This window comes from Bradyrhizobium sp. 199 (assembly GCF_023073355.1).
In the GTDB taxonomy this organism is placed as follows: domain Bacteria; phylum Pseudomonadota; class Alphaproteobacteria; order Rhizobiales; family Xanthobacteraceae; genus Bradyrhizobium.
In genome coordinates, this window is sequence record NZ_JADPJI010000005.1 from 2,118,097 (window position 1) to 2,141,134 (window position 23,038).

Sequence of the window (23,038 nt, forward strand, 5' to 3'; positions counted from 1 at the left end):
CGTCCGCTTGCGAGCGGAAGCGCTGTTACGCGCCTCCTCCCGGGCGGTTTCTTTCACGTCTTGCTGCTGACGACCGGCCGCCGCCGCGCCGGCGCGGCATGATCGAGCGGCGGCGCCTGGAACGCGGCAACGGTGGCCTGCACCAGTTGCTCGATGGCACTGGCGGCATCGCCGCCGTCGGCCTCGCCGCGCGACAGGCGCGAGACGCGGTCCGGCGTCACCAGCGAATAATAGAGCGCGCCGAGCAGGAAGTGGCTGCGCCAGACGATGTCGGTGCGCGGGATATGCGGCAGGCTGTCGTGGATCGCATCGATGAAGGCGTGGCTGGTGTCGTCAAAGGTCTGCGCGATGATTTTTCGCGCGACCTCGTTGCCTTCGGCCGACATGACGGCACGCAGCCGCGTGAAGCGCGCGCCGCCACCGGCCAGATCGCTGCCCGAGGTGAAGGCCGGCACCACATAGGCGCGCACGATCGCCTCCAGCCGGTCCTGGAGATCGCGCACGCGCCTGGCGGCGGCGAGCAGCTCCGAACGGCGCAGGTTCATCGGACCGCAATGGCGCCGGTAGATCTCCAGCAGCAGACCGTCCTTGGTCTTGAAATGATAGGTCACGCTGCCGGGATTGGCCCCGGCCGCGTGCGCGATGTCGCGCACCGAGACGGCATTGAAGCCGTTGATGGCGAACAGCTCCTCGGCCGCGGCGAGGATCGCCTCGCGCATGTTCGGCTTGCGGGCTTCCTTGCTGGTGGGCTTGCGTATCATGTGATTTGTACTATCGTACAAAAGATCAGGTCTCGTCAACAAAAAGCATGGGCGGCATCCGGACGGTCAGAAAGACCGCCGCGAAGATGCGCACGCCAAAAAGGAGTGCTGGGAAAATGCAGGGTTTGAACAAGAAGATCGGCGGTCTCTTGCTGGGCGCCGGACTGCTGCTGGCGGGCAGCGCCGCGCAAGCCGACAATTATCCGAGCAAGCCGGTCCACATTCTGGTCCCCTACGCGGCGGGCGGCGCTGTCGACGTACTCGCACGCACACTCGGACAGGCGCTGGCCAAGACCTGGGGCCAGCAGCCGGTGGTCGACAATCGTCCCGGCGCCGGCGGCATCGTCGCCTCGCAGGCGCTGACGCAGGCCGCGCCCGACGGCTACACGCTGATCCTGGTCGCGAGCGGCCATCCGCTCAATCAGTTCATCTATCCGAGCGTGCCCTACGACACGTTCAAGGACTTCACGGCCATCACCGAGGTGGCCTCCTCGCCGCTCGCGATCGTCGTGGCCAAGGACAGTCCCTACAAGACGCTTGGCGATCTCCTGGCTGCTGCGAAGAAAGAGCCGGACAAGCTCTCCTACGGCATGTCCGGCAACGGCACCTCGGCGCATCTGGCGGGCGAGCTGTTGAAATACATGTCCGGCACCAAGATCGTCGCGATCCCCTACAAGGGCGGCGCGCCGGCGCTTACCGCGGTGATATCAGGCGAGATCCCGCTCAGCATCAACCCGCTCGCCGAAGCCATCGGCCAGCTCGAAGGCGGCCCGGTGCGTGCGCTCGCGGTGACCTCGGCCGAACGTTCCAAGGCGCTGCCCGACGTTCCCACGGTCGCGGAAGCCGGCGTATCCGGCTATGACGTCTCGGTCTGGTGGGGCGTTCTCGGCCCGGCAAAGATGCCGCCCGAGATCGTCGCAAAGCTCGAAACCGATCTGAAGGCAGCGCTGCAGGATGCGAATGTGCTGTCGACGCTCGGCAAGATCGGCGCAACCCCGGTCGGCTCCTCGGCCAAGGAGTTTGACGCCTATATGCACGCCGAAGCGAGCAAATGGGAGCCGGTGCTGAAGGCTGCCAACATCCGCGCGCAGTGAGGCTTCTCAGATGCAAGCCGCAGTCAATTACGTGCCCTCGCCCGCATCTTCTCCGGCGGGGCCGGGCCCCGCATGACATCGGCATCATCGCCTCCACCCAACGGGATCAGGATCGCCCGCTCGCGCGGCAGCGCCTCCGGCATCTCGTCGCGAATGAAGGCCATCAGCTTTTCCCTGATCTCGCAGCGCAGGTCCCAGGATTGCGGTGCGTTCCTCGCGCTGACCAACGCTCGCAGCTCGAGGGTGCGCGAGTCCGCGTCGACCACCTGGAGATTGACCACCGCCCCATCCCAGAGCTCGGACTGCTTTACTGCCTCCTGCAGCCAGCGCCTGATGCGCGCCACGTCGGCACGGTAATCGACATGGAGCGCGATCACACCGATCAGGGATGCGGTGTCGCGGGTCCAGTTCTGGAACGGTTTTTCGATGAAATAGGACAGCGGCACCACCATGCGGCGCCAGTCCCACAGCCGGATCACGACATAGGTCGCGGCGATGTCCTCGACCCAGCCCCACTCGTTCTCGATGATCACCGCGTCTTCAATGCGGATCGGCTGGGTGATGGCGATCTGCAAGCCCGCGATCAGGTTGCTGAGCAGCGGCCGCGCGGCCAGACCGACGATGATACCGGCCGCGCCGGCGGAGGCGAACAGGCTGACGCCGTATTGCCGGACCGAATCGAACGTCATCAGTGCGGTCGATACCGTGATGATGACGATGATGGTGTCGGTGACGCGCTTGAACACGCGGACTTGCGTGACGTGCTTGCGGGCGACGAAATTCTCGCTGACGTCGCGAAAGTTCTGCAGATAGCGCGCCGCGCTCATGTCGACGATCCGGATCGAGATCCAGCCGATCAACGCGATGACAGCCACCACGAACAGGCGCATCAGCGGCGTGCGCATCGTGTCGTCGAGCGGCGCGAGCGGCAGCACCAACGCGACCGCGCCCAGACACAACGCCAGCTGAGCTGGGCCCGTCGTGCGCTCGATGAAAACGCCCAGGAGCGGGAGACGAGTTCCGAAGGCGCGATTGAGAGACCAGGCCGCAAGCCGATGGAGGGCAAGGGCAAGCAGGATCGCGCCGAGCACCAGGCTGAGCCCGACAAACCACGAGGGTATCCAGCCGAACATCCCGTCGATGTCGGCCATGATGGCCTGCCAATTCATTGCTGTCCCCGTTTGTATTCGCGTAGCGGGCTCAACGCCTCTGGGCGGGCTTCGCTCCCCCGCCCTGTGCAACGCAGCATTCCCCAGGTGCAACTGTTGCCGAACTAGGCTAGTTTGGCGCGCTCATGACAAGACGTAGCGGCAGCGCCGATCTTCCCTTGCACACCGGACGGGTTCCGCCGTGGCTGGCGAGCCGCATGGCCTCGCTCGGGTCGATCGTCACGCAAGCCATTGTGCAACATTATGGCCGCGATGCATTCCTCCAGCGGCTGTCGCATCCATTCTGGTTCCAGTCGTTCGGCGCCGTCATGGGAATGGACTGGCACTCCTCGGGGATCACGACCTCCGTGATCGGCGCGCTGAAGCGCGGCCTCGGGCCGCTTCAGGACGAGCTCGGGATTTATGTCTGCGGCGGCCGCGGCCAGCATTCGCGCAAGACGCCGGACGAGTTGATGCAACTCGGCGACCGCGTGGGATTCGACGGCGCAAAGCTGACCCGCGCCAGCCGCCTCGTGGCGAAGGTCGACAGCGCGGCCGTGCAGGACGGATTCGACCTCTATCTGCACGGCTTCTTCGTCACGGCCGACGGCAAATGGACGGTGGTGCAGCAGGGCATGAACGGCGACAAGCGGCAGGCCCGCCGCTACCACTGGCATTCCGAGGCGCTGCAGAGCTTTGTCGATACGCCGCATAGCGCGATTGACGGACCGCAACAGGGAGAGATCGTCAACCTCACCGACCACCGCGCCGAAATCTCACGCACCGCGCAGCTCGATCTGCTGGGTGATCTCGGCCCCGATCGCATCGTCTCCGAATTCGAACGGCTCATGGGGACCGCGCCCGAACCGGCACAGGCCATGCTGCCGCACCTGATCATGCCGGCGCATCACGATGTCAGGCCCAAGGACGTGTTCGCGCGCCGCCTGCACGGAACGCTCGCCGCTGCAGCCGAGCGCGGCCCGGTCGATTTTCCGGAACTGCTGCTGACGCCGGGCGTCGGCGCGCGCACTGTACGCTCACTGGCGATGGTCGCAGAGGTCGTGCACGGCGCGCCCTACCGTTTCAAGGACCCCGCGCGCTTCTCGCTCGCCCATGGCGGCAAGGACCGGCATCCCTATCCCGTGCCGATCAAAGTCTATGACGAGACCATCCGCGTGTTGAAGGGCGCAATCCAGAACGCGAAGCTCGGACGTGACGAGGAGATGCAGGCGATCAAGCGCCTCGACGACCAGGCGCGGCGGCTGGAACGCACAGCGAGCGGACCGTCGGTCGAGGCCTACATCAGCGGCGAGCGCGCGGCGTCGCCAGATCTCGACGGCCGCTCCGTGTTCGGCTGGGAGCGCGAACTGGCGGACACAAAAAAGCGGACCGGCTGAAGACCGGTCCGCAAGTTGGTCGGGAGGAACGTCCCCTCTCAGGGCTCGTCGGTCTCCGGCTTCTCGTCGAGCCGGTTCGCTGAGTGGTCCTGGTATTGATCGGTCTGGATCGCCTTACCGTCCATGCCGCGAATTTCCGAATGCTGTTTCTTGTCCCGGTTGGATAGGACCATGTTGTCGCCGATCATGTCCTTGGGTATATCGGTCATTGCGCCGGTGCCGTCGCCCTTGCCATGCATTCCTGATCTGAAGTGCGTCTTGCTGCCGTGCCCACCTGGCATGGATTTCTCCTCTTTCTTTAGTGCTTCTGTTGCGCCGGCGTTGGTTTCGGCGGCTTGTGGCCGCTCTGGCCGGAATCGTTGTGCTTGTTGTGATCGCTTTCCTGGTTGAGGCCACCCCGGCTCACCGGAAATTCGCTCTGCCGCGCTTGCCGGTTGATCTGATGGACGGCGTTGTCCTCCGGTTTCCGGCCTATCGCCTGGTCGAGCTGGCGCTGATCCGGAACGTCATCCTTCCGTTCGAGGATGCGCAGTTGCTGCTCGTGGGTCTTGTTGCCTTGCATAGATACCTCCAGTCGTCAGCGACGACGCCGATGGGAGCCGCTGCGCGCGACGTCCTTGTCGATGCCGCCGGCCGCGTTGACGTCGTTCTCGAGATCACCCTCGATCGTGTTCTCGCCTTTGATCTCCTCGAGATCCTCAGGCGAGGCGCCGGCCATGGTGACGCCTTTGGATGCGCCGATCAGGGGATTTTCGTGCAGGTCTTTCTCGGTCGGGGTGTATAGCTTGGGTTGCTTGTTCGTCATGGTCACTTGTCTCCGCCCTTGCCGGCCTCGTCGTGGGAGTGGTGGGAATCGTGTTCACCTCCGCCACCAGAGACGCGGCTGTGGTTACGCCGTGAATCATCCGCGGGCGGCTTCTTCACTTCCAAGGGCGCCTTGGCGTTCTCGTGCGAAGCGCCAGGTCCGCCCTGACGGATGCTGTTCGGTGTCTTGGTGGATGTCGACATGGTTGTCGCCTTCCTCAACGATCTTGCTGATAGCCTTGATTGGTGGTGTTCTGCTTGATGTTGCCCTGCTGTCCCTGCTGATCAGCGTTCTGCACACGTTGCTGGCCGTGCGGCGTCTGGTCAGAGGGCGTATGCTTGCTGTCGCCAGTTCCCTTGCGGCTTTGATTTTCCTGCGGAACAGGTGGCATCTTGCTGGTCATGATCTTGTCTCCCGTTAAGACATCGATCTGCGCGACGAAGGCGAAGGAACTCATCGCCGGCCCCCGACGTCGCAACGACAACAGGACCGATCGCACACCGTTCCTGACGGATTGTAGGCGCCGAAGATTTTCCGAAGGACGCTTGTCTCAGCGCGCCTCAATGGGGGAAGGATCAATCCTCGCTTCCGCGCGCGCCGTCTGTGTTCCGCGGCCCTTGGCCATGACGGGGAGCGCTGCGCTCGCGCGCAACCCGGCCGTCTGCGCCAGTGGACCTGCGCCGGGTGGACGGCGAGACCAAGTTTCGGCCATCGCACGAACAGCGCCTCCAGCGCGCAGGCCGCCTCGACACGCGCGAGCTGATGGCGGAGTCAGAAATGGATTCCTGTTCCGAATGAGATGGGCGGATCGCGAAAGAATGCCTCGCTGGTGAAACCGAGGCGTACCGTCATGGGATCACCGGAATGATTGCTGGCGTCTCACCCGGGGTCGCGCGCGGCGCCGCCGGTGCAAAGGGAGCTGCACGAGATAAGTCTAACCCCGCCCGGGCGAGCGCTGGCCGGTCTTGCGCTGCTGTTGTGTGTAAGCATCCCAATGGCTCCAGCTGCCACTGCTGAGGCTTTGCTGGTCGGTGGCGAGCGGGCGCCGCGTACGCTTGTCGTGATCGGCGATCGCACGCTCGGACTGCGCGATCTTCCGCTTGAGTTCCCCGACGGCCTTCTGGGTCTGGCCGTTCCGCTTCGAAGAGGCGATCTCGCCCATCGTGAAGCGCGCGGTCTCGAGCGCCTTCAACTCGGCGCGGTTCTTCTTCAACTGGACCCGGTGCCAGGCGATGTTGCTGTCGCTGTCCGCAACCATGTGGGAACTCCGCTGATTCGTTCCCACAGTGTATCGCGTGCCGAATCGGCGCCGCAACGCCCGCCCAGCGGCGAAAATACGGTCTTGTTGCGCGGGAGTTCCGGGCCTAGCGCTCGGCGAAAGCCTTTTCGACCACGAATTGGGCCGGCTCGCCGTGATTGCCCTCGACAAGCCCCCGCTCGCCAAGGAGCACGCGGGTATCTGCCACCAGCGCCGGGCTACCGCAGATCATGACGCGGTCGTGGGCGGCTTCCAGCGCCGGCAGGCCGATGTCGGCGAACAGCTTGCCTGACGTGATGAGATCGGTGATGCGGCCGCGATTACGGAAGGGGTCGCGCGTCACTGTCGGGTAGTAGATCAGTTGGTTCTGGATGTACTCGCCGATCAGCTCGTCCTTCGGCAGCGCCTCGTTGATCATCTCGCCATAGGCGAGTTCCTTGACGTGCCGGCAGCCGTGCAGCAGCACGACCTTCTCGAACCGCTCGTAGGTTTCGGGGTCCTTGATCACGCTCAGGAACGGCGCCAGGCCCGTGCCGGTGCCGATGAGGTAGAGATTGCGCCCCTCCTCCAGATTGTCGATCACCAGCGTGCCGGTGGCCTTGCGGCTGACGATGATCTCGTCGCCTTCCTTCAGATGCTGGAGCCGTGAGGTGAGCGGGCCGTCCGGCACCTTGATCGAGAAGAACTCCAGCGTCTCCTCGTAATTGGCGCTGGCAACGCTATAGGCCCGTAGCAGCGGCTTCTCGCCGACCTTGAGCCCGATCATGGTGAACTCGCCGTTGCGGAAGCGGAAGGTCGGGCTGCGGGTGGTCTTGAAGGAGAACAGCGTGTCGGTCCAGTGGTGGACGCTCAAAACGGCTTCCTGATTGAAATTGCTCATCTCACCCTTCCGTGGCGCGTGGTGGCGGTTTTCAAGGCGGCAGCTATGCGTCGTTTGTACACGATCATTCGTATACTAATGAATAATCCGGCTTGATCCCGCGGTCAAGGCTGCCCAAGATCGGAAGCGTTGCAGTGAAGGACAAGGACCCATTCCATGGCGCATGACGCACCCCAGGCCACCGGACCCTCGAAGCTCGTGATCCGGAATATCGGCCTGATCCTGTCCGGCGCCCTGGAAAAGCCGATCCTGGACGGCGACACCATCGTCGCCGAGAACGGCAAGATCACCGCGATCGGCCGCTTCAAGGACGTTAACACCGAAGGCGCGACCACCATCGTCGAGGCCAACGGCACCACGGTGGCGCCCGGCCTGATCGACAGCCACGTCCACCCCGTCGCCGGCGACTGGACGCCGCGCCAGAACCAGATCGGCTGGATCGACAGCAATTTGCATGGTGGCGTCACCACGATGATTTCCGCCGGTGAAGTGCATATGCCCGGCCGCCCGCGCGACGTCGTCGGGTTGAAGGCAATGGCGATCTTCGCCCAGCGCGCATTCTGGAATCTGCGGCCTGGCGGCGTGAAGGTTCATGCCGGCGCGCCCGTGATCGAATGCGAGATGGTCGAGGAGGACTTCAAGGAATTGGCCGCAGCCGGCGTCAAGCTGCTCGGCGAAGTCGGCCTCGGCGGTGTCAAGGACGGCCCCACCGCGCGGAAGATGGTCGGCTGGGCGCGCAAATACGGCATCCAGAGCACGATCCACACCGGCGGTCCCTCGATCCCCGGCTCCGGCCTGATCGACAAGGACGTGGTGCTGGAGGCCGACACCGACGTGGTCGGGCACATCAATGGCGGCCACACGGCGCTCCCCGACGACCAGATCCGCTGCATCTGCGAGGGCTGCAAGCGCGGGCTGGAGCTCGTGCACAACGGCAATGAGCGCTCGGCCCTCTTCACGCTGCGCATCGCGCGTGAGATGAACGATCTGCACCGCGTCATCCTCGGCACCGACGCGCCGGCGGGGTCCGGCGTGCAGCCGCTGGGCATTCTGCGCATGGTCTCGATGCTGTCCTCGCTCGGCGATCTGCCAGCCGAGCTCGCGTTTTGTCTCGCCACCGGCAATACCGCGCGGATGCGCGAGCTCGATTGCGGCCTGATCGAAGTCGGCCGTTCCGCCGACTTCGTCATCATGGACAAGGCCCAGCATTCGGCCGGCAAGAACATCCTGGAGAGCGTCCAGCTCGGCGACCTCCCCGGCATCGGCATGACCATCATCGACGGCATCGTGCGCACCCAGCGCAGCCGCAATACGCCGCCGGCGGGCAAGGTGCCGGAGGTGGTGGCGAAGTGAGGTAGTTTGAGCCGCTCGCAGCGCCTAAAGCATGATCCGGAAAAGTGCGCAGCGGTTTTCCGAAAAGATCATGCTCAAACAACAACCTAAAGCGCGATGACGATTCATCCTAATCGCATCGCGCTTTAGTGGCCGCTCGAAGGCATTGAACGAGTCTCCCGCCTGCTGCGTCTAATGCGGACAGCCCGACGAGGGCATGCATTGCTGGAGCGTCGAGGGGACCATGAAGAGTTCGTCGCGGATTGCCGCCGGCGTTGCCGGTGCGCTGGCGGGCTATGTCGCGGTCTTTCTGCTGTTTTCTCTCCTCGATCTCGGCAATCGTGCGGACCCCATTGCATCGGGCTTGTTGGCCCTGTTCGTGTACTCTCCGATCGGCGCGATCGGAGGCGCGGTGCTCGCCAGCTGGCTGGTATCGCGTCCAGGCAAGGACGCAAGCAATGGAAGCGTCGCGCGCAACAGCCTGAAGTCGCTCGGCGTGGTCGCCCTCCTCTGCGTGGCAGCCGCCGGCACTTATCTCGCTTACGCCTATGCGACCGCGACGCCCTGGCTCAACCCCAACGCAGCCAATCCCCTTCTCGTGTTCGAGGTTCGTCTTCCGCCTGGAGGTACAGCGCCAATCTCACCGCAAAGCATTGCCGTCGAATTGCAGACTGACATCAACACCATGCCCGCCGAGCTGACGCCAACCGGCTTCCGTCGTGATGGCGAGCAAGCGGTCATCACGGGCGAAGTCGAACTCGCCTTCCGAACCGCGCACCGGCAACTCGCCGTCAATATCGAAGGACAGCCGAGCCGGATCTATCCGATCGGACTGTCGGCCAGAGCGCCCTATACCGCGGAGTTCGGCACGTGGCGTCCCCTGCCCGACGGCAGTGAGATCCGCTACCGCGCCAAATGGCCGGGAAAAAGCTGACCTTCCATCGTATCACCGCAGCTTGTTCAACAGGGCCATCAGCATCTCGCGCTCTTTCGCGTCGAGCGGCGCGAGCGTCTCACGGGTGATGGCAAGCGCATTCGGCGCGACCTTCTCCGCAACCTGCTGACCCGCACGGGTCAGGCTCACCAGCAGGCGACGTCCGTCCTCGGGATCCTGGCTCGTCTCGGTCAGGCCGCGCGCCGTCAGGCGATCGATCACGCCCTTGATGGTGGCGACGTCCATCGCCGTCAGCCGGCCCAGCTGGTTCTGCGAGCACGGCCCGGTCTCGGCGAGTTTCGACAATGCCGCCCATTGCGTCGGCGTCAAATTGGTGCCGATGTCGCGGGCGAAAATCGAACTGTGACGCTGCCAGACCTGGCGCAGGATGAAGCCGACCTGCTCGTCGAGCACGTAAGGCGGTTTTGCCGGTTTGATGCTCTTTTTCGCCGTGACGCTTCTCGCCATCCGTTCCCCGCCTTCACAACGACAGATGCGCGTCGCGGATGTCCGGACGCGCGTCGAGCTCGGCCATGGTGCCGCCGAAGCAGATGCGGCCGCGCTCGATGATGTAGGCGCGATCCGAGATCAGCCGCGCGAAATGCAAATTCTGCTCGGAGACCACGATGCTGACGCCTTCCTTCTTCATCGTCAGGATGGCATCGACCATCTGCTCCACGATCTTCGGCGACAGGCCTTCCGAGGGTTCGTCCAGCAGCACCAGCGACGGATTGCCCATCAGCGTGCGGGCAATGGTAAGCATCTGCTGCTCGCCGCCGCTCATGCGGCCGCCCGGACGACCCCGCATCTCGCCCAGATTCGGAAACAGCGCGAACAGCTTCTCACGGGTCCAGTGCGGAGCGTTCGGACGCTTCGGCTGGCGGCCGACTTCGAGGTTTTCTTCCACCGTCAGGTCGGTGAAGATGCGCCGCTCCTCGGGCACGTAGCCGAGCCCCTCGCGCACAATCTCATGCGTTGGACTCAGCGAGACGTCCTTGCCCTCGAACATGATGCGGCCGGTTCGTTGCGCAACGAGGCCGACGATCGAGCGGAACGTCGTCGATTTGCCGGCGCCGTTCCGCCCGAGCAGCGCCACCACCTCGCCCTCGCCGACCTCGAAACCGACGTCGAACAGGATATGCGCCGGGCCGTAATGACTGTTGAGCCCCTCGATCGTCAGCTTCATGCCGAGGCTCCGTCGCGATGGCGGGCATCGTAAACGAGGCCTTCGCCGAGATAGACCGCCTGCACCTGCGGATTGCCGCGCACCTCGGCCGGCGTGCCTTCGGCGATCAGCGTGCCGCGGTTGAGCACGATGATGCGGTCGGCATGCTCGAACACCACGTCCATGTCGTGCTCGGTAAAGAGCACTCCGATCGACTTCTCGCGAGCGATCTGCGCGGTGAGCCGCATCAGGTCGACCCGCTCGCGCGGCGCCATGCCCGCAGTCGGCTCGTCCATCAGGAGCAGCTTCGGCTCGTTGGCGAGCGCGACCGCAAGCTCGAGCCGTTTGAGGTCGCCATAGGCGAGCTCGCCGCAGGGACGATCCGCATAGCCGCCCATGCCGACGAGCTCGAGCAGCCGGCCCGCCTCGCCGCGATCGAAGTTCGGCGCCGAGCCGAAGAGATTGAACAACTGTTTCCCGTGCGAGACGAGGGCGACCTGGACGTTCTCGCGCACGGTCATGGTGGCAAAGGTCGCGGTGATCTGGAAGGTGCGCCCGACGCCGAGACGCCAAACCTCACGCGGCTTCCTGGCCGTGATGTCTTCGCCGAGCAGGCGAACATGGCCGGTATCGGGCTTGTTCTGGCCATTGAGCATGTCGAAGCAGGTGCTCTTGCCGGCACCGTTCGGCCCGATCAGCGCCAAAATCTCGCCGGCACGGAGCGAGAACGACACGCCCCGCACCGCGTGGATGCCGCCATAGGATTTGGTCAGGCCTTCGACTGCAAGAAGTGGGGATGCGACGCTCATTCGGCGGACTCGATCGGCTTGGCAAGCAAGGGAGATCCCGGCGGCGAGGACTTTCTGCGCCGCTGCGCCAGCATCTCCAGCATGCCGACGATGCCCTTGGGGAAGACGACGACGATCAGCATGATGAAGCCGCCAAGCACGAGCTTCGACAGATCGGTCTGGCTGACCAGCCAGATGTTCAAGGCCTTGTAGACGATCGCGCCGATCACCGCCCCCGACACCGTCTCGACTCCGCCGAGCAGCACCATGACCAGCGCATCGACCGAGAGCGAGATGCCGAGATTGTCGGGGAAGACGCTGCCCTTGAGGTAGGCGAATAGCGCGCCGCCGATGCCTGCGGTCGTGCCGGCGATCACGAAGGCGGTCCATTGGATGCGCTTGGCGTTGATCCCGATCGCTTCAGTGCGCAGGAGCGAGTCGCGCGTGGCACGAAGCGCATAACCGAACGGCGAGAACACCATGGCCCGCAGCGCGATGGTCACCAGCGCCGCAACGCCGAGCGCCAGCCAGTAGAAGTTCGACGGGCTCGCCGCCCATTTTTCCGGCCAGACGCCCAGAATGCCGTTGTCGCCGCCGGTGACGCTCACCCACTGGAACGCGATCGACCAGACAATCTGCGCGAATGCCAGCGTCAGCATCGCAAAATAGACGCCGGAGAGCTGCACGGCGAAGAAGCCGAACACGGCGGCGCCCATGCAGCCGAGCAGCGGGCCGAGCAGCAAACAGACGATCATCGGCAGCCCCGCCATCTTGGCCAGGAAAGCGACGCCATAGGCACCGAGGCCGAAATAAGCGGCGTGGCCGAAGGACGCGAGCCCCCCGACCGACATCAGGAAGTGCAGGCTGACGGCAAAGATGACGAAGATCGCGATCTCCGAGCCGACGGTGAGCAGATAATTTCCGGCAAACAGCGGCAGCGTCGCCGCGATGATGAGCGCCGCAAGGGCGGCGAGCCGCTCGTTCGACGTCAGAGGCCGCCAGGGATTGACGGTGAGACCCGGCGTCTTGCGCGCGGGCGCCTCCGGTTTGCCAAACAGGCCCCAAGGCCGCACGATCAGCACCACCGCCATCACCAGGAAGACCAGGATGATGGAAATCTTCGGAAAGATCAGGATGCCGAAGGCGTTGAGCTCGGAGACCAGCACGGCCGCGACGAAGGCGCCGACAATGCTGCCGAGGCCGCCGATCACGACCACAACGAAGACCTCGACGATGATGCGCAGATCCATGGCGTGATGCACGGCATCGCGCGGGATCTGGAGCGCCCCGCCGAGCGCGGCCAGGAAGACACCGACCGCGAACACCGACGTGAACAGCCATTTCTGATTGACGCCGAGCGCTGCAACCATGTCGCGGTCCTGCGTCGCCGCGCGCACCAGGACGCCCCAGCGCGTGCGCTGGAACAATAGCCAGAGAATCCCAAGCACGACCGGTCCAAGCGCGATCAGGAACAGGTCGTAGCTCGGAATGTTCTGGCCGAAGAAATCAATCGCGCCCTTGAAGCCCGGCGCGCGGCGACCGACGAGATCGTCAGGCCCCCAGATCAGGACGACGAGGTCCTCGACCATCAAGGTCAGGCCGAAGGTTGCAAGCAGCTGAAACAGTTCCGGCGCGTGATAGATGCGCCGGAGCAGCACCATCTCGACGAGCACGCCGATTAGCGCCACGGCCAGCGCGGCCAGCACGATGCTGCCCCAGAAGCCAAAGGCACCCGAAAGCCGCTCCGTCAGCGTGAAGGCGATGTAGGCGCCGATCATGTAGAAGGCGCCATGCGCGAAATTCACGATCCGCGTCACGCCGAAGATGATCGACAGGCCCGAGGCCACCAGAAACAGCGACGCTGCGCTGGCGAGACCGGTCAGAAACTGTACGACATAAAAGGCCATCGGCAGTCCGGGTTCGTTAGGTCTGAGTTCTGGGCGTCATCCTTCGAGACGGCGCAACGCGCCTCCTCAGGATGAGGCCGGGACCTCATGGTGAGGTGCGCGGCAACGCCGCGCGTCTCGAACCACGAAGCCCCGGTCTCTCGTTGCATCAATCCTTCGGACGCAGCTTCTCGACTTCGGCATCGCCAGGCAGATAGTCCGCGCCCTTCTTGTAGGACGAGTCCACCATCACGCCCTTGCCATCCTTCAGAGCGGTCTTGCCGACGTAGGCACCGAGCGTTGACTGGTGGTCGATCTTGCGGAACGTGATCTCGCCGAACGGCGACGGCACCGAGAGACCTTCTGCCGCGGCGATCAGCTTCTCCGGATCGCTCGAGCCGGCCTTCGCCAGGATCGCAGCCGCCGACTTGATGGTCTGATAGCCGACGATCGAGCCGAGACGCGGATAGTCGTTGTACTTGGCCTGGTAGGCCTTCAGGAACGCGTCATGCTCGGGCGTCTTGATCGAGTACCAGGGATAGCCGGTGACGATCCAGCCCTCGGGCGTCTCGTCCTTGAGCGGATCGAGATATTCGGGCTCGCCGGTCAGGAAGGACACGACCTCGCGTCCCTTGAACAGGCCGCGGGTGTTGCCTTCGCGCACGAGCTTGACGAGGTCGGCGCCGAACGTGACGTTGAGGATCGCTTCCGGGTTGGCGGCGGCGACGGCCTGCACCACCGGGCCTGCGTCGATCTTGCCCTGCGGCGGCCATTGCTCGTCGACCCACTGGATATCAGGACGCTTCTCCGACATCAGCTTCTTGAACACGGCAACTGCGGACTGGCCGTATTCGTAGTTCGGGGCGATCGTCGCCCAGCGTTTGGCCGGCAGCTTGCTCGCCGCTTCGACCAGCATCGCCGCCTGCATGTAGTTGGAGGGGCGCAGGCGGAATGTGTATTTGTTGCCCTTGGACCAGGTGATGGCGTCCGTCAACGGCTCGGCCGCGAGGAAGAACACCTTCTTCTGGTTGGCGAAGTCGCTGACGGCAAGTCCGATGTTCGACAGGAACGTGCCCGTCAGCATCGCGACGCCTTCGCTCGAGACCAACTCATTGGCAGCGGTCTGCGCATCCGCCGGCTTGCCGCCGTCATCCTTGGAGATGACGACGAGCTTCTTGCCGTTGATGCCGCCGGCCGCGTTGACCTCCTCGACGGCGAGTTGCCATCCCTTGCGGTAGGGCTCGGTGAACGCCGGCAACAGCGAATAGCTGTTGATCTCGCCGATCTTGATATCCTGCGCCACGGCCGAATGAGCCATGCCACCCGCCAACAGCGCAAACGCCGCGCCGACGAAATAATTCTTTGCTTGCATCCCAGCCTCCACCGTTAAAATTATCTTAGACCGTCTTCGCCTTTGATCTCCGCAACCGTCAGCCCGCCGACGCGCGGCAAAGGACGGCCGCTGTCGGTGACGGCGACCGCGACCATGATCTCGTTGGCGCGCGGCGCGTCGTTGATCTGTACTTCCATGCCGTCGAAATGGCTACGCACGAAGGCTGCGTCCTTGTGACCGAGGGGAATATCGAGCGTGGTGCCGGGCCCGCTGCGCTTCTTCGACGATGGAATCAGCGCGGCACCCTTGGTCAGCACCTTACGCACTGGCGCGCCCATCTTCGGGTGAAGGATCGCGGCCGCATGTTCCAGCTCGCCGTTCTCGCCGACGGCCGCGGCCTTGCCGTAGCTCTGCGCCTTGGAACCGTCGATGCCGAGAGCCGCCACCGCACGCTTCGACAGGAGCTCGCCCAGCTCCTCGCCGATCGCGATCAGCGGCGAGAGGTCCTCGACATATTTTCCGGCAAAGGGATTTTCGATCACGGCGATGGCCGCGGCACGCCGGGTCGGCGGCGAGACCGGGCGCCCCATCTCCATCTGCGTCTCTTCGACGACGGTGACGATCTTGCGGATGATCGCGCTCATGATTGTGTCCTCAGGCTCTTTCCTGCTCAGGCATGAACCGCATTCTCCAGCTGACGCGGGTGCGCTTCCTGCCGCTGAATATCTTTCGGTCCGATGACAAGCATATCACCACAAAGCTGCAATACGGCACCCTCGATCAATCCGCGATCGAACAATCGGCGTGCACATTCCGCGCCAGATTCGAGGGCCGCCGCGATCTCGTTGTGCGACAACGCGCCGACGTCGCGGGTGACGAGACGTGGGCCGAGATCGCTGTCGGGCTGAAGCTCGCTGGCCGGCTTCCGAATGACGGCAGGATGTCCCGGCAGATCCACGGCATTGGCTATGACCGTCGCCGCCGCATCGGCTTGTGATGCCGTTGCGGCCAGCACCGTCACCGCGTCGGCAATCCCGAGCGAAAAGCTGCGGCCATGGCGCCCGCTGGTCGCGACGCCCCGCACCGGGTCATCCGAATCGACCCTCAAAGTTCGCATCACGCCGGCACGATCCGGGCGATCCATCAGGCCAATCGAAAAATGCTCGCCCCTGCCAAGGTGGAGCGCGATGTCGCCCCCGTTGTTGACATAGGCCTGATCAAGCGTCGCCGCACCCAGCATTGCGCCGAGAATCTCCTCCGCAACAGCGCCGGCAACGGCGGCCATCGGCGTGATGAAGCAACCGGCAGTAAAGGGCGCGACTGCGGCGTGCATCCGGCGCGCCACCACGCCTCTCAGCGAGGTCCGCCCTTCAGCGGCAGCGCGCAGCTCTGGCAGCTCTGCACAGAGCTCGTCGAGCAACCCGGTGAACCGGTGCGCCGCAGCCTCGTAAGCCGTGCGCACCGCGTCCGCACGCCCCCTCGCCTCAACGATCAAGTCGATCGGTCCATCCTGCAAATGCAGCCGCCGGGCATCAGACAGCAATGCGATTTGCGGGAGCCTGGTCATGACCGGGGTCCCGGAATCGGGTTCTGCCAGGGCAATTGCCTGATATCATCGCCGCCCTGCACCTCTGAGAGCGGCTTCACGTAATCCATGTGCCCGCCGAGCGCGGCATAGTCGGACAGCTTCATCGTGAACTCGATCGGCGCGACCAGCGCCGGGGTCGGCACATAGCCGAACGCGCCCGCCGGCATCTGCGTCACATCGACCATGTAGGTAATGCCGCCGCCTGGCCAGACATAAACCGGCGCACCGCCACTGGTGACGCGCGTCAACGCGTCCTTGACCGAGCGCGTCAGCCGCACCGGATTGTCGGTGACACCAGCACGTAGCGAGCCGCCGGCGCCCGCCATGAACAACACCGTGCACAGCGCCGGCTCGCAATTCTCCTGGATGCGCTGGACCGAGAATTTCAGCTCGGCCGGCATCTCGGTCTCGACCGGCTTCAAGGCCTCGTCGAGCACGTAGTAGGACGAATGCTCGCCCGTGGTGGAGACCATCAGCATGGTCAGGCCGGCTTTTGCCTCCGTGGCATCGAATGGCCCGAGGATCGCCAGCGGATCGGAAATGTTGGTGCCGCCCCACCCGGTGCCGGGATCGGCGACCTGGAAATAGCGGCCGGGCGTGGAGCGCCGGCCCTTCATCTTGATGCCGGTGTCGGCGATGTCGAGCAGCTTGCCGGCCTGGTGCTCCGAGAGCACGCCGGTGATGTGGTCGTCGACCACGACGACCTCGTCGACCTTGCCGTGCCATTGCTTGGCGAACATGCCGATCGTTGCCGAGCCGCAGCCGACGCGCATGCGCTCTTCCTTCACGCCGTTGACGATCGGCGGCTGGCCGGCCTGCACCACCACGCTCGCACCGCCGTCGATGGCCAGCTCCACCGCCTTGCAATTGGCGAGGTCCATCAGCGTGTCGCAGGTGATGCGGCCCTCCTTCTTGGAGCCGCCGGTCAGATGATGCACGCCGCCGAGCGAGAGCATCTGCGAGCCGTATTCGCTGGTGGTGACATGGCCTACCGCTTCGCCCTGCGCGCGCACAGTCGCCGTTTCCGGTCCGAGATAGCGGTCGGTGTCGATCTTCACCTTGATGCCGCAATAGGAGAAGATGCCCTCGGTGACGACCGTCACCATGTCGACGCCTTCGACCTCCGCGGAGACGATAAAGGGCGCCGGCTTGTAGTCGGGATAGGTGGTGCCCGCGCCGATCGCGGTGACGAAGGTCGAGGGTTCGTGGACGATCTTGCCGTCCCAATCTTCCGTGCGGCTGAACGGGACCAGCTTGCCACCATGTGAGACGGTGCGCTCAAGGATCACATGCGGATCGACGCGGACGAGCTTGCCCTCGTGATTGGCGTAACGGTCACAGGCCCCCGCCGCGCCCGGCTTGATGTAGCACATCACCGGACAAGCATCGCAGCGGATCTTGTCGATGGCGGCGCTCGTTGTTTCCATCACCATGTGAGAAGCCGGCGGATCGCGGTTATCATTCGTATACGAACGATGGTGCGCGCGCTCCCGATGGCTGTCAAGCGGCGGTGCAGCGCAAAAGATGCTGCTGCCGTATAAAACCTCACTTGCCTATCCGCCCTGTCCACAAAGAAGGCAGTCGCGTTGCAGTGCGGGATGCCCGGCTTGCACGTTTGTGTACAAACGGTATCGTCGCGACGATGATTTGGCAGCAGTTGCCGCGGGCTTGGGAGCGAGGATGATGCAGGCACCGATCCGCCTCACCGTGAACGGCAGCATCCACGAGATCGCTGCGGGACCAGAGACGCCGCTGCTTTACGTGCTGCGCAACGATCTCGCGCTGAACGGCCCGAAATACGGCTGCGGTCTCGGCGAATGCGGCACCTGCACTGTCCTGATCGACGGGTCCGCAGCGCGCTCCTGCGTGATTCCCGTGAGCGGCTGCGCCGGCCGCGACATCGTGACGCTCGAAGGCCTCGGCACGCGCGACAAGCCCGATGTGGTGCAGCAGGCCTTCATCGACGAGCAGGCCGCCCAATGCGGCTACTGTCTCAACGGCATGATCATGACCACCAAGGCGCTGCTCGCGATCAACCCGCGGCCGACCGAACAGGAGGCGCTGGCGGCGCTGCGCTACAATCTCTGCCGCTGCGGCACGCATTTGGAAATTCTGCGCGCCGTAATGCGCGCGTCGGGCCAGCTCACCGAGGCCGTGGATTGATGGCCTCCCCTGTTTCGAACGGAGCTGAGCGGCAATCCGGTTCGCTCGTCGTCGTCCGCACCGTAGACGAGGTCACATCCGAGACCTTCGTGCGGATCACTGCGGACGGATCGGTCACGGCCTATAACGGCCATGTGGATCTTGGCACCGGCATCCGCACCGCCCTCGGGCAGATCGTCGCCGAGGAGTTGGATGTGTCCTTTGCGCGCGTCGTGATCGTGCTCGGCGACACGGCAGTCGTGCCGAACCAGGGTGCGACGATCGCGAGCGAGACCATCCAGATCACCGCCGTCCCCCTGCGCAAGGCCGCCGCGCAAGCGCGTCACTTTTTGATCGCGCGCGCGGCCGAACGGCTCGAACTGCCGGCCGCCGACCTCAGGATCGAAGACGGCCTCGTTCGCGGGCACGACAATCGCAGCGTCAGCTATGGCGAGCTGATCGCTGGCGAGACTATTCGTCTCGAGCTTTCCGAGGACGTCACCGTCAAGGCCGTCGGCGATTACGCCATCGTCGGCCAGTCGGTGCCCCGCGTCGACCTGCCGGGCAAAGCCACCGGTGAGCTGACCTTTGTGCACGATATCCGCGTATCAGGCATGCTGCACGGCCGTGTGGTGCGCCCGCCCTATGCCGGTGTCGATGCCGGCCCGTTCGTCGGCACCAGCCTGATCGCGGTCGATGAATCCTCGGTACGCGACGTCCCCGGAATCATCGCCGTGGTGCGCATCGGCGATTTCGTCGGTGTCGTCGCCGAGCGCGAGGAGAATGCGATCCGCGCGGCGGAACAGCTCAAGGTGAGCTGGAAGCCGACGCCTGATCTCACCGATCTCTCCGACGTCGAGACCGCGCTGCGCGCCAATCCGTCGACGCCGCGCACGCTGATCGACAAGGGCGACGTTGACGCGGCGATCTCAGGCGCGGCCAAGCCGATGCAGCGCACCTACGTCTGGCCATATCAGATGCATGCCTCGATCGGCCCGTCCTGTGCGGTCGCGGATTTTCAGGACGGCAATATCCGGGTGTGGTCGGGCACGCAGAACCCGCATGTGCTGCGCAGCGACCTGGCGCTGCTGATCGAGCGTCCCGAGAGCGAGATCGAGGTCATCAGGTTGGAGGCCGCCGGCTGCTACGGCCGCAACTGCGCCGACGATGTCAGCGCTGATGCCCTGTTGCTCTCGCGGGCAGTCGGCCGACCCGTGCGCGTGCAGCTGACGCGGGAGCAGGAGCACGCCTGGGAGCCCAAGGGCACGGCGCAGCTCATCGATGTCAATGGCGGGCTCGATGCCAGCGGCGGCATTGCCGGTTACGACCTCGCCACGCGCTATCCTTCGAACGCCGCACCGACGCTGGCGCTGCTGCTCACCGGCCGTATCTCGCCCGATCCCGCCGTGCTCCAGATGGGCGACCGCACCGCGATCCCGCCTTATGACTACGATCATATGCGCATCGTCGCCCACGACATGGCACCGATCGTGCGCGCCTCCTGGTTTCGCGGAGTCTCGGCGCTGCCGAACACCTTTGCGCACGAATCCTACATCGACGAGGCCGCGACCGAGGCCGGCGTCGACCCGATCGAATATCGCCTGCGTTACCTGAAAGACCAGCGCGCGGTCGACCTCGTCAATGCAGTCGCCGAGCGCGCCGGCTGGACGCCGCGCCCGGTTCGCGAGGAGAAGGGCGGCGAAATCGTGCACGGCCGCGGCTTTGCCTATGCGCTCTACGTCCACAGCAAATTTCCCGGCTATGGCGCGGCGTGGTCCGCGTGGGTCGCCGACGTCGCCGTGAACAAATCGACCGGCGACGTCAGCGTCACGCGCGTGGTTGCGGGCCAGGATTCCGGCCTGATGATCAATCCGGATGGCGTGCGCCACCAGATCCACGGCAACGTCATCCAGTCCACCAGCCGCGCGCTGATGGAGGAGGTCTCGTTCGAGCGCGGCGCGGTGGCGGCACGCGAATGGGGCGCCTATCCGATTATCCCCTTCCCCGATTTGCCCAAGATCGACGTGCTGATGCTACCGCGTCAGGACCAGCCGCCGCTCGGCGTCGGCGAGTCCGCCTCAGTGCCGAGCGCGGCGGCGATTGCGAACGCGATCTTCGATGCCACCGGCGTTCGCTTTCGCGAGCCACCGTTCACGCCCGAACGCATCCTGAGGGGCTTGCACGCCGGAGCATCGCCGGTACCGCAGGCTCTGCCCGCACCCGCTCCCCAAAAGTCGTCCCGCATCTGGGAGAATCCGTTCGCCAAGCGCGCCGGCCTCTTCGCGGCGGTTGCGGCCGTTTGTACCGCCGCGGTCGGCATCGGCGCGGCGCTTTTGCCGGGGCGCGCGATTGCACCGATCGCACGCCCCGACGCATCGGTCTATTCCGCGGCGACCATCGCGCGCGGCCAGCAGCTTGCCGCGCTCGGCAATTGCGCGGAGTGCCACACCACGATCAATGGTGTGCTCAATGCCGGGGGCCGGGCGTTGGAGACGCCGTTCGGCATCATCCACAGCACCAACATCACGCCCGACGTCGAGACCGGCATCGGGGCGTGGTCGTATCCCGCCTTCGAGCGCGCGATGCGCGACGGGTTGCATCGCGACGGACGGCAGCTCTACCCCGCTTTTCCCTACACGCATTTCGCCAAGACCAGCGAGGCCGACCTGCAGGCGCTGTACGCCTATCTGATGGCGCAGCCTGCGGTGCGCGTGACGGCGCCGGCGAACGAGTTCGCCTTCCCGTTCAATCTGCGCCCGCTGCTTGCAGGCTGGAACGCGCTTTTCCATCAGACAAAAGAGTTCAAGCCCGATCCGGCCAAATCCGAGGTTTGGAATCGCGGCGCCTATCTCGTCGAGAGTCTCGGCCATTGCAGCGGCTGCCACTCGCCGCGCAACGCGCTCGGCGCCGAGCAGCGCGAATCGTATCTGGCCGGCGGCTTTGCCGAGGGCTGGGAAGCGCCGCCGCTGACCTCGCTCTCGCATGCGCCGATCCCCTGGAGCGAGGACGAACTGTTCACTTATTTGCGCATCGGCCATTCACGCTATCACGGCGTTGCCGCCGGCCCGATGGCGCCTGTAGTCAGGGACCTCAAAGCCTTGCCCGATCAGGACATCCGCGCGATGGCGATCTATCTCGGCTCATTCAACGACAGCACAGCCGAGGCGCCGGACGCGCTTGCGGCACGGCTCGAAAGCGCGACCCAGGTCACCGTCGCCTCTTCCACCGGCGCGCGCCTCTATCAGGGCGCCTGCGCCGTCTGCCACGAGGTCGGCGGCCTGCCGCTGTTCGGCAGTCGGCCCTCGCTCGCGCTCAACAGCAATCTGCACAGCGCCAAGTCGGACAATCTCGTGCAGATCATTCTGCACGGCGTCACCGGGCCCGTGTCGAGCGATCTCGGCTACATGCCCGCCTTCAAGGGCAGCATGAGCGATGCGCAAATCGCGGAACTCGTCACCTTCCTGCGCAGGCAGTTCGCGCCGGACAAGCCGGCATGGACCGATGTACGCGAGACGATCGCGCGCGCGCGGACCTCAACTCGCTAGGTGTGCTTCTTCACGTCCACCGGCGGAGTACCGTGGGTGTGGAACGATTCGATCGTCTTCAAGCCCCAAGCCTGGCCCTTCTTGCGCTCCTCCTCGGTCCACACGATCGGTTTCCAGTCGGGCGCGAGGATGAGACGCGCGCCGGCATTGGCGACTTCGACGCGGTTGCCGCCGGGCTCGTAGACGTAGAGGAAGAAGGTCTGCTGGATCGCGTGCTTGTGCGGGCCGGTCTCGATATGGATGCCATTTTCCAGGAAGATGTCGGCGGCGCGCAGAATCTCCTCGCGGCTGTCGAGCGCGTAGGTGACATGGTGAAAGCGGCCCGGCGTGCCGGAATGATCGAGCGAATAGGCGAAATCGTAGCTCTTGTTCGACATGGTCAGCCACATCGCCGCTTCCCTTCCGTCGTTGAGCACGATCTGCTCGGTGAGACGGCAGCCAAGGTAATTCTCGAAGAACTCGCGGTTGGCCTTGATGTCGACGGCGAGGCAGTTGAGATGATCGAGGCGGCGGACGTTGACGCCGCGCGCGGGGAAGCGCTGGGCCTGGTTCTTCAGGGCCGGCTTCAGCTCGGGCGGCGCCTGATACCATTCGGTCTCGTAATAGAGCTCGACGATGTGACCGTCGGGGTCACGGCAGCGGAAGGTCGGCCCCTGCCCCATGTCGCCGTCGATCCAGCCGATATCGAAGCCGGATCCCTTCAGCGCAGCGACGCGGCGCTCCAGCGCCTGCGGGCTGCGCGCGCGCAGCGCCATGTGCTCCATGCCTGAAGTCTTCGATGCCGTCAGCTTGAGCGAATAGCGCTCGTAATCGTCCCAGCCCCGCAAATAGACCGACTCACCCTTTTGTCCGCTGACGGTCATGCCCATGACGTCGACAAAGAATTTCAGGCTCTCGTCGGGCTTGGGCGTCAGCAGCTCCATATGGCCGAGATGAGCAAGATCGAGGATCGGTTCGGGCTGCATGCTTTCCTCCAAGGCGT

24 protein-coding genes and 1 pseudogene are annotated in these 23,038 nt (G+C 64.7%); 6 read left to right on the top strand and 19 right to left on the bottom strand.

Annotated elements, in window-relative coordinates:
• Positions 1 to 53: 53 nt before the first annotated feature.
• A complete protein-coding gene (locus IVB28_RS18805; protein ID WP_247528063.1) occupies positions 54 to 761 on the bottom strand; it encodes a TetR/AcrR family transcriptional regulator in 708 nt (235 codons plus the stop codon).
• Positions 762 to 877: 116 nt separating this feature from the next.
• Between IVB28_RS18805 and IVB28_RS18810 the strand changes: the two genes are divergently transcribed.
• The gene (locus IVB28_RS18810; RefSeq protein WP_247528065.1) at positions 878 to 1,855 is read left to right on the top strand and encodes a tripartite tricarboxylate transporter substrate binding protein; all 978 of its coding nucleotides are present in this window, start codon (positions 878 to 880) and stop codon (positions 1,853 to 1,855) included.
• 23 nt (positions 1,856 to 1,878) lie between these two features.
• Here IVB28_RS18810 and IVB28_RS18815 read toward each other — a convergent pair whose 3' ends face one another.
• Complete coding sequence (locus IVB28_RS18815; RefSeq protein ID WP_247528066.1) at positions 1,879 to 3,024, bottom strand: mechanosensitive ion channel domain-containing protein; 1,146 nt, start codon at positions 3,022 to 3,024, stop codon at positions 1,879 to 1,881.
• Between the two features lie 125 nt (positions 3,025 to 3,149).
• On the opposite strand from IVB28_RS18815, the gene IVB28_RS18820 reads away from it, so the two are divergent.
• Positions 3,150 to 4,400, top strand: coding sequence for a DUF763 domain-containing protein (locus IVB28_RS18820; protein WP_247528067.1), 1,251 nt, complete (start codon positions 3,150 to 3,152; stop codon positions 4,398 to 4,400).
• A 38-nt stretch (positions 4,401 to 4,438) separates the two neighbouring features.
• On the opposite strand, the gene IVB28_RS18825 is transcribed toward IVB28_RS18820, so the two are convergent.
• From IVB28_RS18825 to IVB28_RS18860, 8 genes and pseudogenes are all read right to left on the bottom strand, one after another.
• Complete coding sequence (locus tag IVB28_RS18825) at positions 4,439 to 4,681, bottom strand: hypothetical protein (RefSeq protein WP_247528068.1); 243 nt, start codon at positions 4,679 to 4,681, stop codon at positions 4,439 to 4,441.
• Positions 4,682 to 4,698: 17 nt separating this feature from the next.
• Complete coding sequence (locus IVB28_RS18830) at positions 4,699 to 4,962, bottom strand: hypothetical protein (protein ID WP_247528069.1); 264 nt, start codon at positions 4,960 to 4,962, stop codon at positions 4,699 to 4,701.
• Positions 4,963 to 4,977: 15 nt separating this feature from the next.
• Positions 4,978 to 5,205, bottom strand: coding sequence for a hypothetical protein (locus tag IVB28_RS18835; RefSeq protein WP_247528070.1), 228 nt, complete (start codon positions 5,203 to 5,205; stop codon positions 4,978 to 4,980).
• 2 nt (positions 5,206 to 5,207) lie between these two features.
• Positions 5,208 to 5,408, bottom strand: a complete 201-nt coding sequence (locus tag IVB28_RS18840; RefSeq protein ID WP_247528071.1) for a hypothetical protein — start codon at positions 5,406 to 5,408, stop codon at positions 5,208 to 5,210.
• Between the two features lie 14 nt (positions 5,409 to 5,422).
• Positions 5,423 to 5,608, bottom strand: coding sequence for a hypothetical protein (locus tag IVB28_RS18845; protein WP_247528601.1), 186 nt, complete (start codon positions 5,606 to 5,608; stop codon positions 5,423 to 5,425).
• A 147-nt stretch (positions 5,609 to 5,755) separates the two neighbouring features.
• A pseudogene (locus tag IVB28_RS18850) lies at positions 5,756 to 6,006 on the bottom strand (cytochrome P450); the annotation flags it as partial.
• A 133-nt stretch (positions 6,007 to 6,139) separates the two neighbouring features.
• Complete coding sequence (locus IVB28_RS18855) at positions 6,140 to 6,463, bottom strand: hypothetical protein (protein ID WP_247528072.1); 324 nt, start codon at positions 6,461 to 6,463, stop codon at positions 6,140 to 6,142.
• 106 nt (positions 6,464 to 6,569) lie between these two features.
• A complete protein-coding gene (locus IVB28_RS18860) occupies positions 6,570 to 7,343 on the bottom strand; it encodes a ferredoxin--NADP reductase (protein WP_247528073.1) in 774 nt (257 codons plus the stop codon).
• A 156-nt stretch (positions 7,344 to 7,499) separates the two neighbouring features.
• Between IVB28_RS18860 and IVB28_RS18865 the strand changes: the two genes are divergently transcribed.
• On the top strand, positions 7,500 to 8,696 hold the full coding sequence (locus IVB28_RS18865; protein WP_247528075.1) for an amidohydrolase family protein: 1,197 nt from the start codon (positions 7,500 to 7,502) through the stop codon (positions 8,694 to 8,696).
• A 223-nt stretch (positions 8,697 to 8,919) separates the two neighbouring features.
• Positions 8,920 to 9,609 carry a hypothetical protein gene (locus tag IVB28_RS18870; protein ID WP_247528077.1) on the top strand — a complete coding sequence of 230 codons (690 nt, stop codon included), beginning with the start codon at positions 8,920 to 8,922 and terminating at the stop codon, positions 9,607 to 9,609.
• Positions 9,610 to 9,621: 12 nt separating this feature from the next.
• Here the strand turns inward: IVB28_RS18870 and IVB28_RS18875 are convergent, their stop codons facing one another.
• From IVB28_RS18875 to IVB28_RS18910, 8 genes are all read right to left on the bottom strand, one after another.
• A complete protein-coding gene (locus IVB28_RS18875) occupies positions 9,622 to 10,077 on the bottom strand; it encodes a MarR family winged helix-turn-helix transcriptional regulator (protein ID WP_247528078.1) in 456 nt (151 codons plus the stop codon).
• A 13-nt stretch (positions 10,078 to 10,090) separates the two neighbouring features.
• Positions 10,091 to 10,795: an ABC transporter ATP-binding protein gene (locus tag IVB28_RS18880; protein WP_247528080.1), complete on the bottom strand. Its 705-nt coding sequence runs from the start codon at positions 10,793 to 10,795 to the stop codon at positions 10,091 to 10,093.
• The gene (locus IVB28_RS18885) at positions 10,792 to 11,583 is read right to left on the bottom strand and encodes an ABC transporter ATP-binding protein (protein ID WP_247528082.1); all 792 of its coding nucleotides are present in this window, start codon (positions 11,581 to 11,583) and stop codon (positions 10,792 to 10,794) included. The genes IVB28_RS18880 and IVB28_RS18885 overlap by 4 nt, the downstream gene beginning before the upstream one ends.
• Positions 11,580 to 13,469, bottom strand: a complete 1,890-nt coding sequence (locus tag IVB28_RS18890; RefSeq protein ID WP_247528083.1) for an ABC transporter permease — start codon at positions 13,467 to 13,469, stop codon at positions 11,580 to 11,582. The genes IVB28_RS18885 and IVB28_RS18890 overlap by 4 nt, the downstream gene beginning before the upstream one ends.
• Positions 13,470 to 13,617: 148 nt before the next feature.
• Entirely contained in the window at positions 13,618 to 14,820 is a 1,203-nt protein-coding gene (locus tag IVB28_RS18895; RefSeq protein WP_247528084.1) for an ABC transporter substrate-binding protein, read from the bottom strand.
• 20 nt (positions 14,821 to 14,840) lie between these two features.
• Entirely contained in the window at positions 14,841 to 15,425 is a 585-nt protein-coding gene (locus IVB28_RS18900; RefSeq protein WP_247528085.1) for an amino acid synthesis family protein, read from the bottom strand.
• Positions 15,426 to 15,451: 26 nt separating this feature from the next.
• A complete protein-coding gene (locus tag IVB28_RS18905; RefSeq protein ID WP_247528086.1) occupies positions 15,452 to 16,348 on the bottom strand; it encodes a UPF0280 family protein in 897 nt (298 codons plus the stop codon).
• Entirely contained in the window at positions 16,345 to 17,802 is a 1,458-nt protein-coding gene (locus IVB28_RS18910; protein ID WP_247528087.1) for a 6-hydroxynicotinate reductase, read from the bottom strand. Before IVB28_RS18910 ends, IVB28_RS18905 begins: the two co-directional genes overlap by 4 nt.
• A gap of 247 nt (positions 17,803 to 18,049) precedes the next feature.
• Between IVB28_RS18910 and IVB28_RS18915 the strand changes: the two genes are divergently transcribed.
• Positions 18,050 to 18,532, top strand: coding sequence for a (2Fe-2S)-binding protein (locus IVB28_RS18915; protein ID WP_247528088.1), 483 nt, complete (start codon positions 18,050 to 18,052; stop codon positions 18,530 to 18,532).
• A complete protein-coding gene (locus tag IVB28_RS18920; protein ID WP_247528089.1) occupies positions 18,532 to 22,056 on the top strand; it encodes a molybdopterin cofactor-binding domain-containing protein in 3,525 nt (1,174 codons plus the stop codon). The genes IVB28_RS18915 and IVB28_RS18920 overlap by 1 nt, the downstream gene beginning before the upstream one ends.
• On the opposite strand, the gene IVB28_RS18925 is transcribed toward IVB28_RS18920, so the two are convergent.
• A complete protein-coding gene (locus IVB28_RS18925) occupies positions 22,053 to 23,021 on the bottom strand; it encodes a catechol 2,3-dioxygenase (RefSeq protein ID WP_247528090.1) in 969 nt (322 codons plus the stop codon). The two genes, IVB28_RS18920 and IVB28_RS18925, sit on opposite strands and share 4 nt — an antisense overlap.
• Positions 23,022 to 23,038: the final 17 nt, after the last annotated feature.

Coding starts and splice junctions, on each gene's coding strand:
- IVB28_RS18805 (WP_247528063.1), bottom strand. CDS start 761: ATGATACGCAAGCCCACCAGCAAGGAAGCCCGCAAGCCGAACATGCGC.
- IVB28_RS18810 (WP_247528065.1), top strand. CDS start 878: ATGCAGGGTTTGAACAAGAAGATCGGCGGTCTCTTGCTGGGCGCCGGA.
- IVB28_RS18815 (WP_247528066.1), bottom strand. CDS start 3,024: ATGAATTGGCAGGCCATCATGGCCGACATCGACGGGATGTTCGGCTGG.
- IVB28_RS18820 (WP_247528067.1), top strand. CDS start 3,150: ATGACAAGACGTAGCGGCAGCGCCGATCTTCCCTTGCACACCGGACGG.
- IVB28_RS18825 (WP_247528068.1), bottom strand. CDS start 4,681: ATGCCAGGTGGGCACGGCAGCAAGACGCACTTCAGATCAGGAATGCAT.
- IVB28_RS18830 (WP_247528069.1), bottom strand. CDS start 4,962: ATGCAAGGCAACAAGACCCACGAGCAGCAACTGCGCATCCTCGAACGG.
- IVB28_RS18835 (WP_247528070.1), bottom strand. CDS start 5,205: ATGACGAACAAGCAACCCAAGCTATACACCCCGACCGAGAAAGACCTG.
- IVB28_RS18840 (WP_247528071.1), bottom strand. CDS start 5,408: ATGTCGACATCCACCAAGACACCGAACAGCATCCGTCAGGGCGGACCT.
- IVB28_RS18845 (WP_247528601.1), bottom strand. CDS start 5,608: ATGACCAGCAAGATGCCACCTGTTCCGCAGGAAAATCAAAGCCGCAAG.
- IVB28_RS18855 (WP_247528072.1), bottom strand. CDS start 6,463: ATGGTTGCGGACAGCGACAGCAACATCGCCTGGCACCGGGTCCAGTTG.
- IVB28_RS18860 (WP_247528073.1), bottom strand. CDS start 7,343: ATGAGCAATTTCAATCAGGAAGCCGTTTTGAGCGTCCACCACTGGACC.
- IVB28_RS18865 (WP_247528075.1), top strand. CDS start 7,500: ATGGCGCATGACGCACCCCAGGCCACCGGACCCTCGAAGCTCGTGATC.
- IVB28_RS18870 (WP_247528077.1), top strand. CDS start 8,920: ATGAAGAGTTCGTCGCGGATTGCCGCCGGCGTTGCCGGTGCGCTGGCG.
- IVB28_RS18875 (WP_247528078.1), bottom strand. CDS start 10,077: ATGGCGAGAAGCGTCACGGCGAAAAAGAGCATCAAACCGGCAAAACCG.
- IVB28_RS18880 (WP_247528080.1), bottom strand. CDS start 10,795: ATGAAGCTGACGATCGAGGGGCTCAACAGTCATTACGGCCCGGCGCAT.
- IVB28_RS18885 (WP_247528082.1), bottom strand. CDS start 11,583: ATGAGCGTCGCATCCCCACTTCTTGCAGTCGAAGGCCTGACCAAATCC.
- IVB28_RS18890 (WP_247528083.1), bottom strand. CDS start 13,469: ATGGCCTTTTATGTCGTACAGTTTCTGACCGGTCTCGCCAGCGCAGCG.
- IVB28_RS18895 (WP_247528084.1), bottom strand. CDS start 14,820: ATGCAAGCAAAGAATTATTTCGTCGGCGCGGCGTTTGCGCTGTTGGCG.
- IVB28_RS18900 (WP_247528085.1), bottom strand. CDS start 15,425: ATGAGCGCGATCATCCGCAAGATCGTCACCGTCGTCGAAGAGACGCAG.
- IVB28_RS18905 (WP_247528086.1), bottom strand. CDS start 16,348: ATGACCAGGCTCCCGCAAATCGCATTGCTGTCTGATGCCCGGCGGCTG.
- IVB28_RS18910 (WP_247528087.1), bottom strand. CDS start 17,802: ATGGTGATGGAAACAACGAGCGCCGCCATCGACAAGATCCGCTGCGAT.
- IVB28_RS18915 (WP_247528088.1), top strand. CDS start 18,050: ATGATGCAGGCACCGATCCGCCTCACCGTGAACGGCAGCATCCACGAG.
- IVB28_RS18920 (WP_247528089.1), top strand. CDS start 18,532: ATGGCCTCCCCTGTTTCGAACGGAGCTGAGCGGCAATCCGGTTCGCTC.
- IVB28_RS18925 (WP_247528090.1), bottom strand. CDS start 23,021: ATGCAGCCCGAACCGATCCTCGATCTTGCTCATCTCGGCCATATGGAG.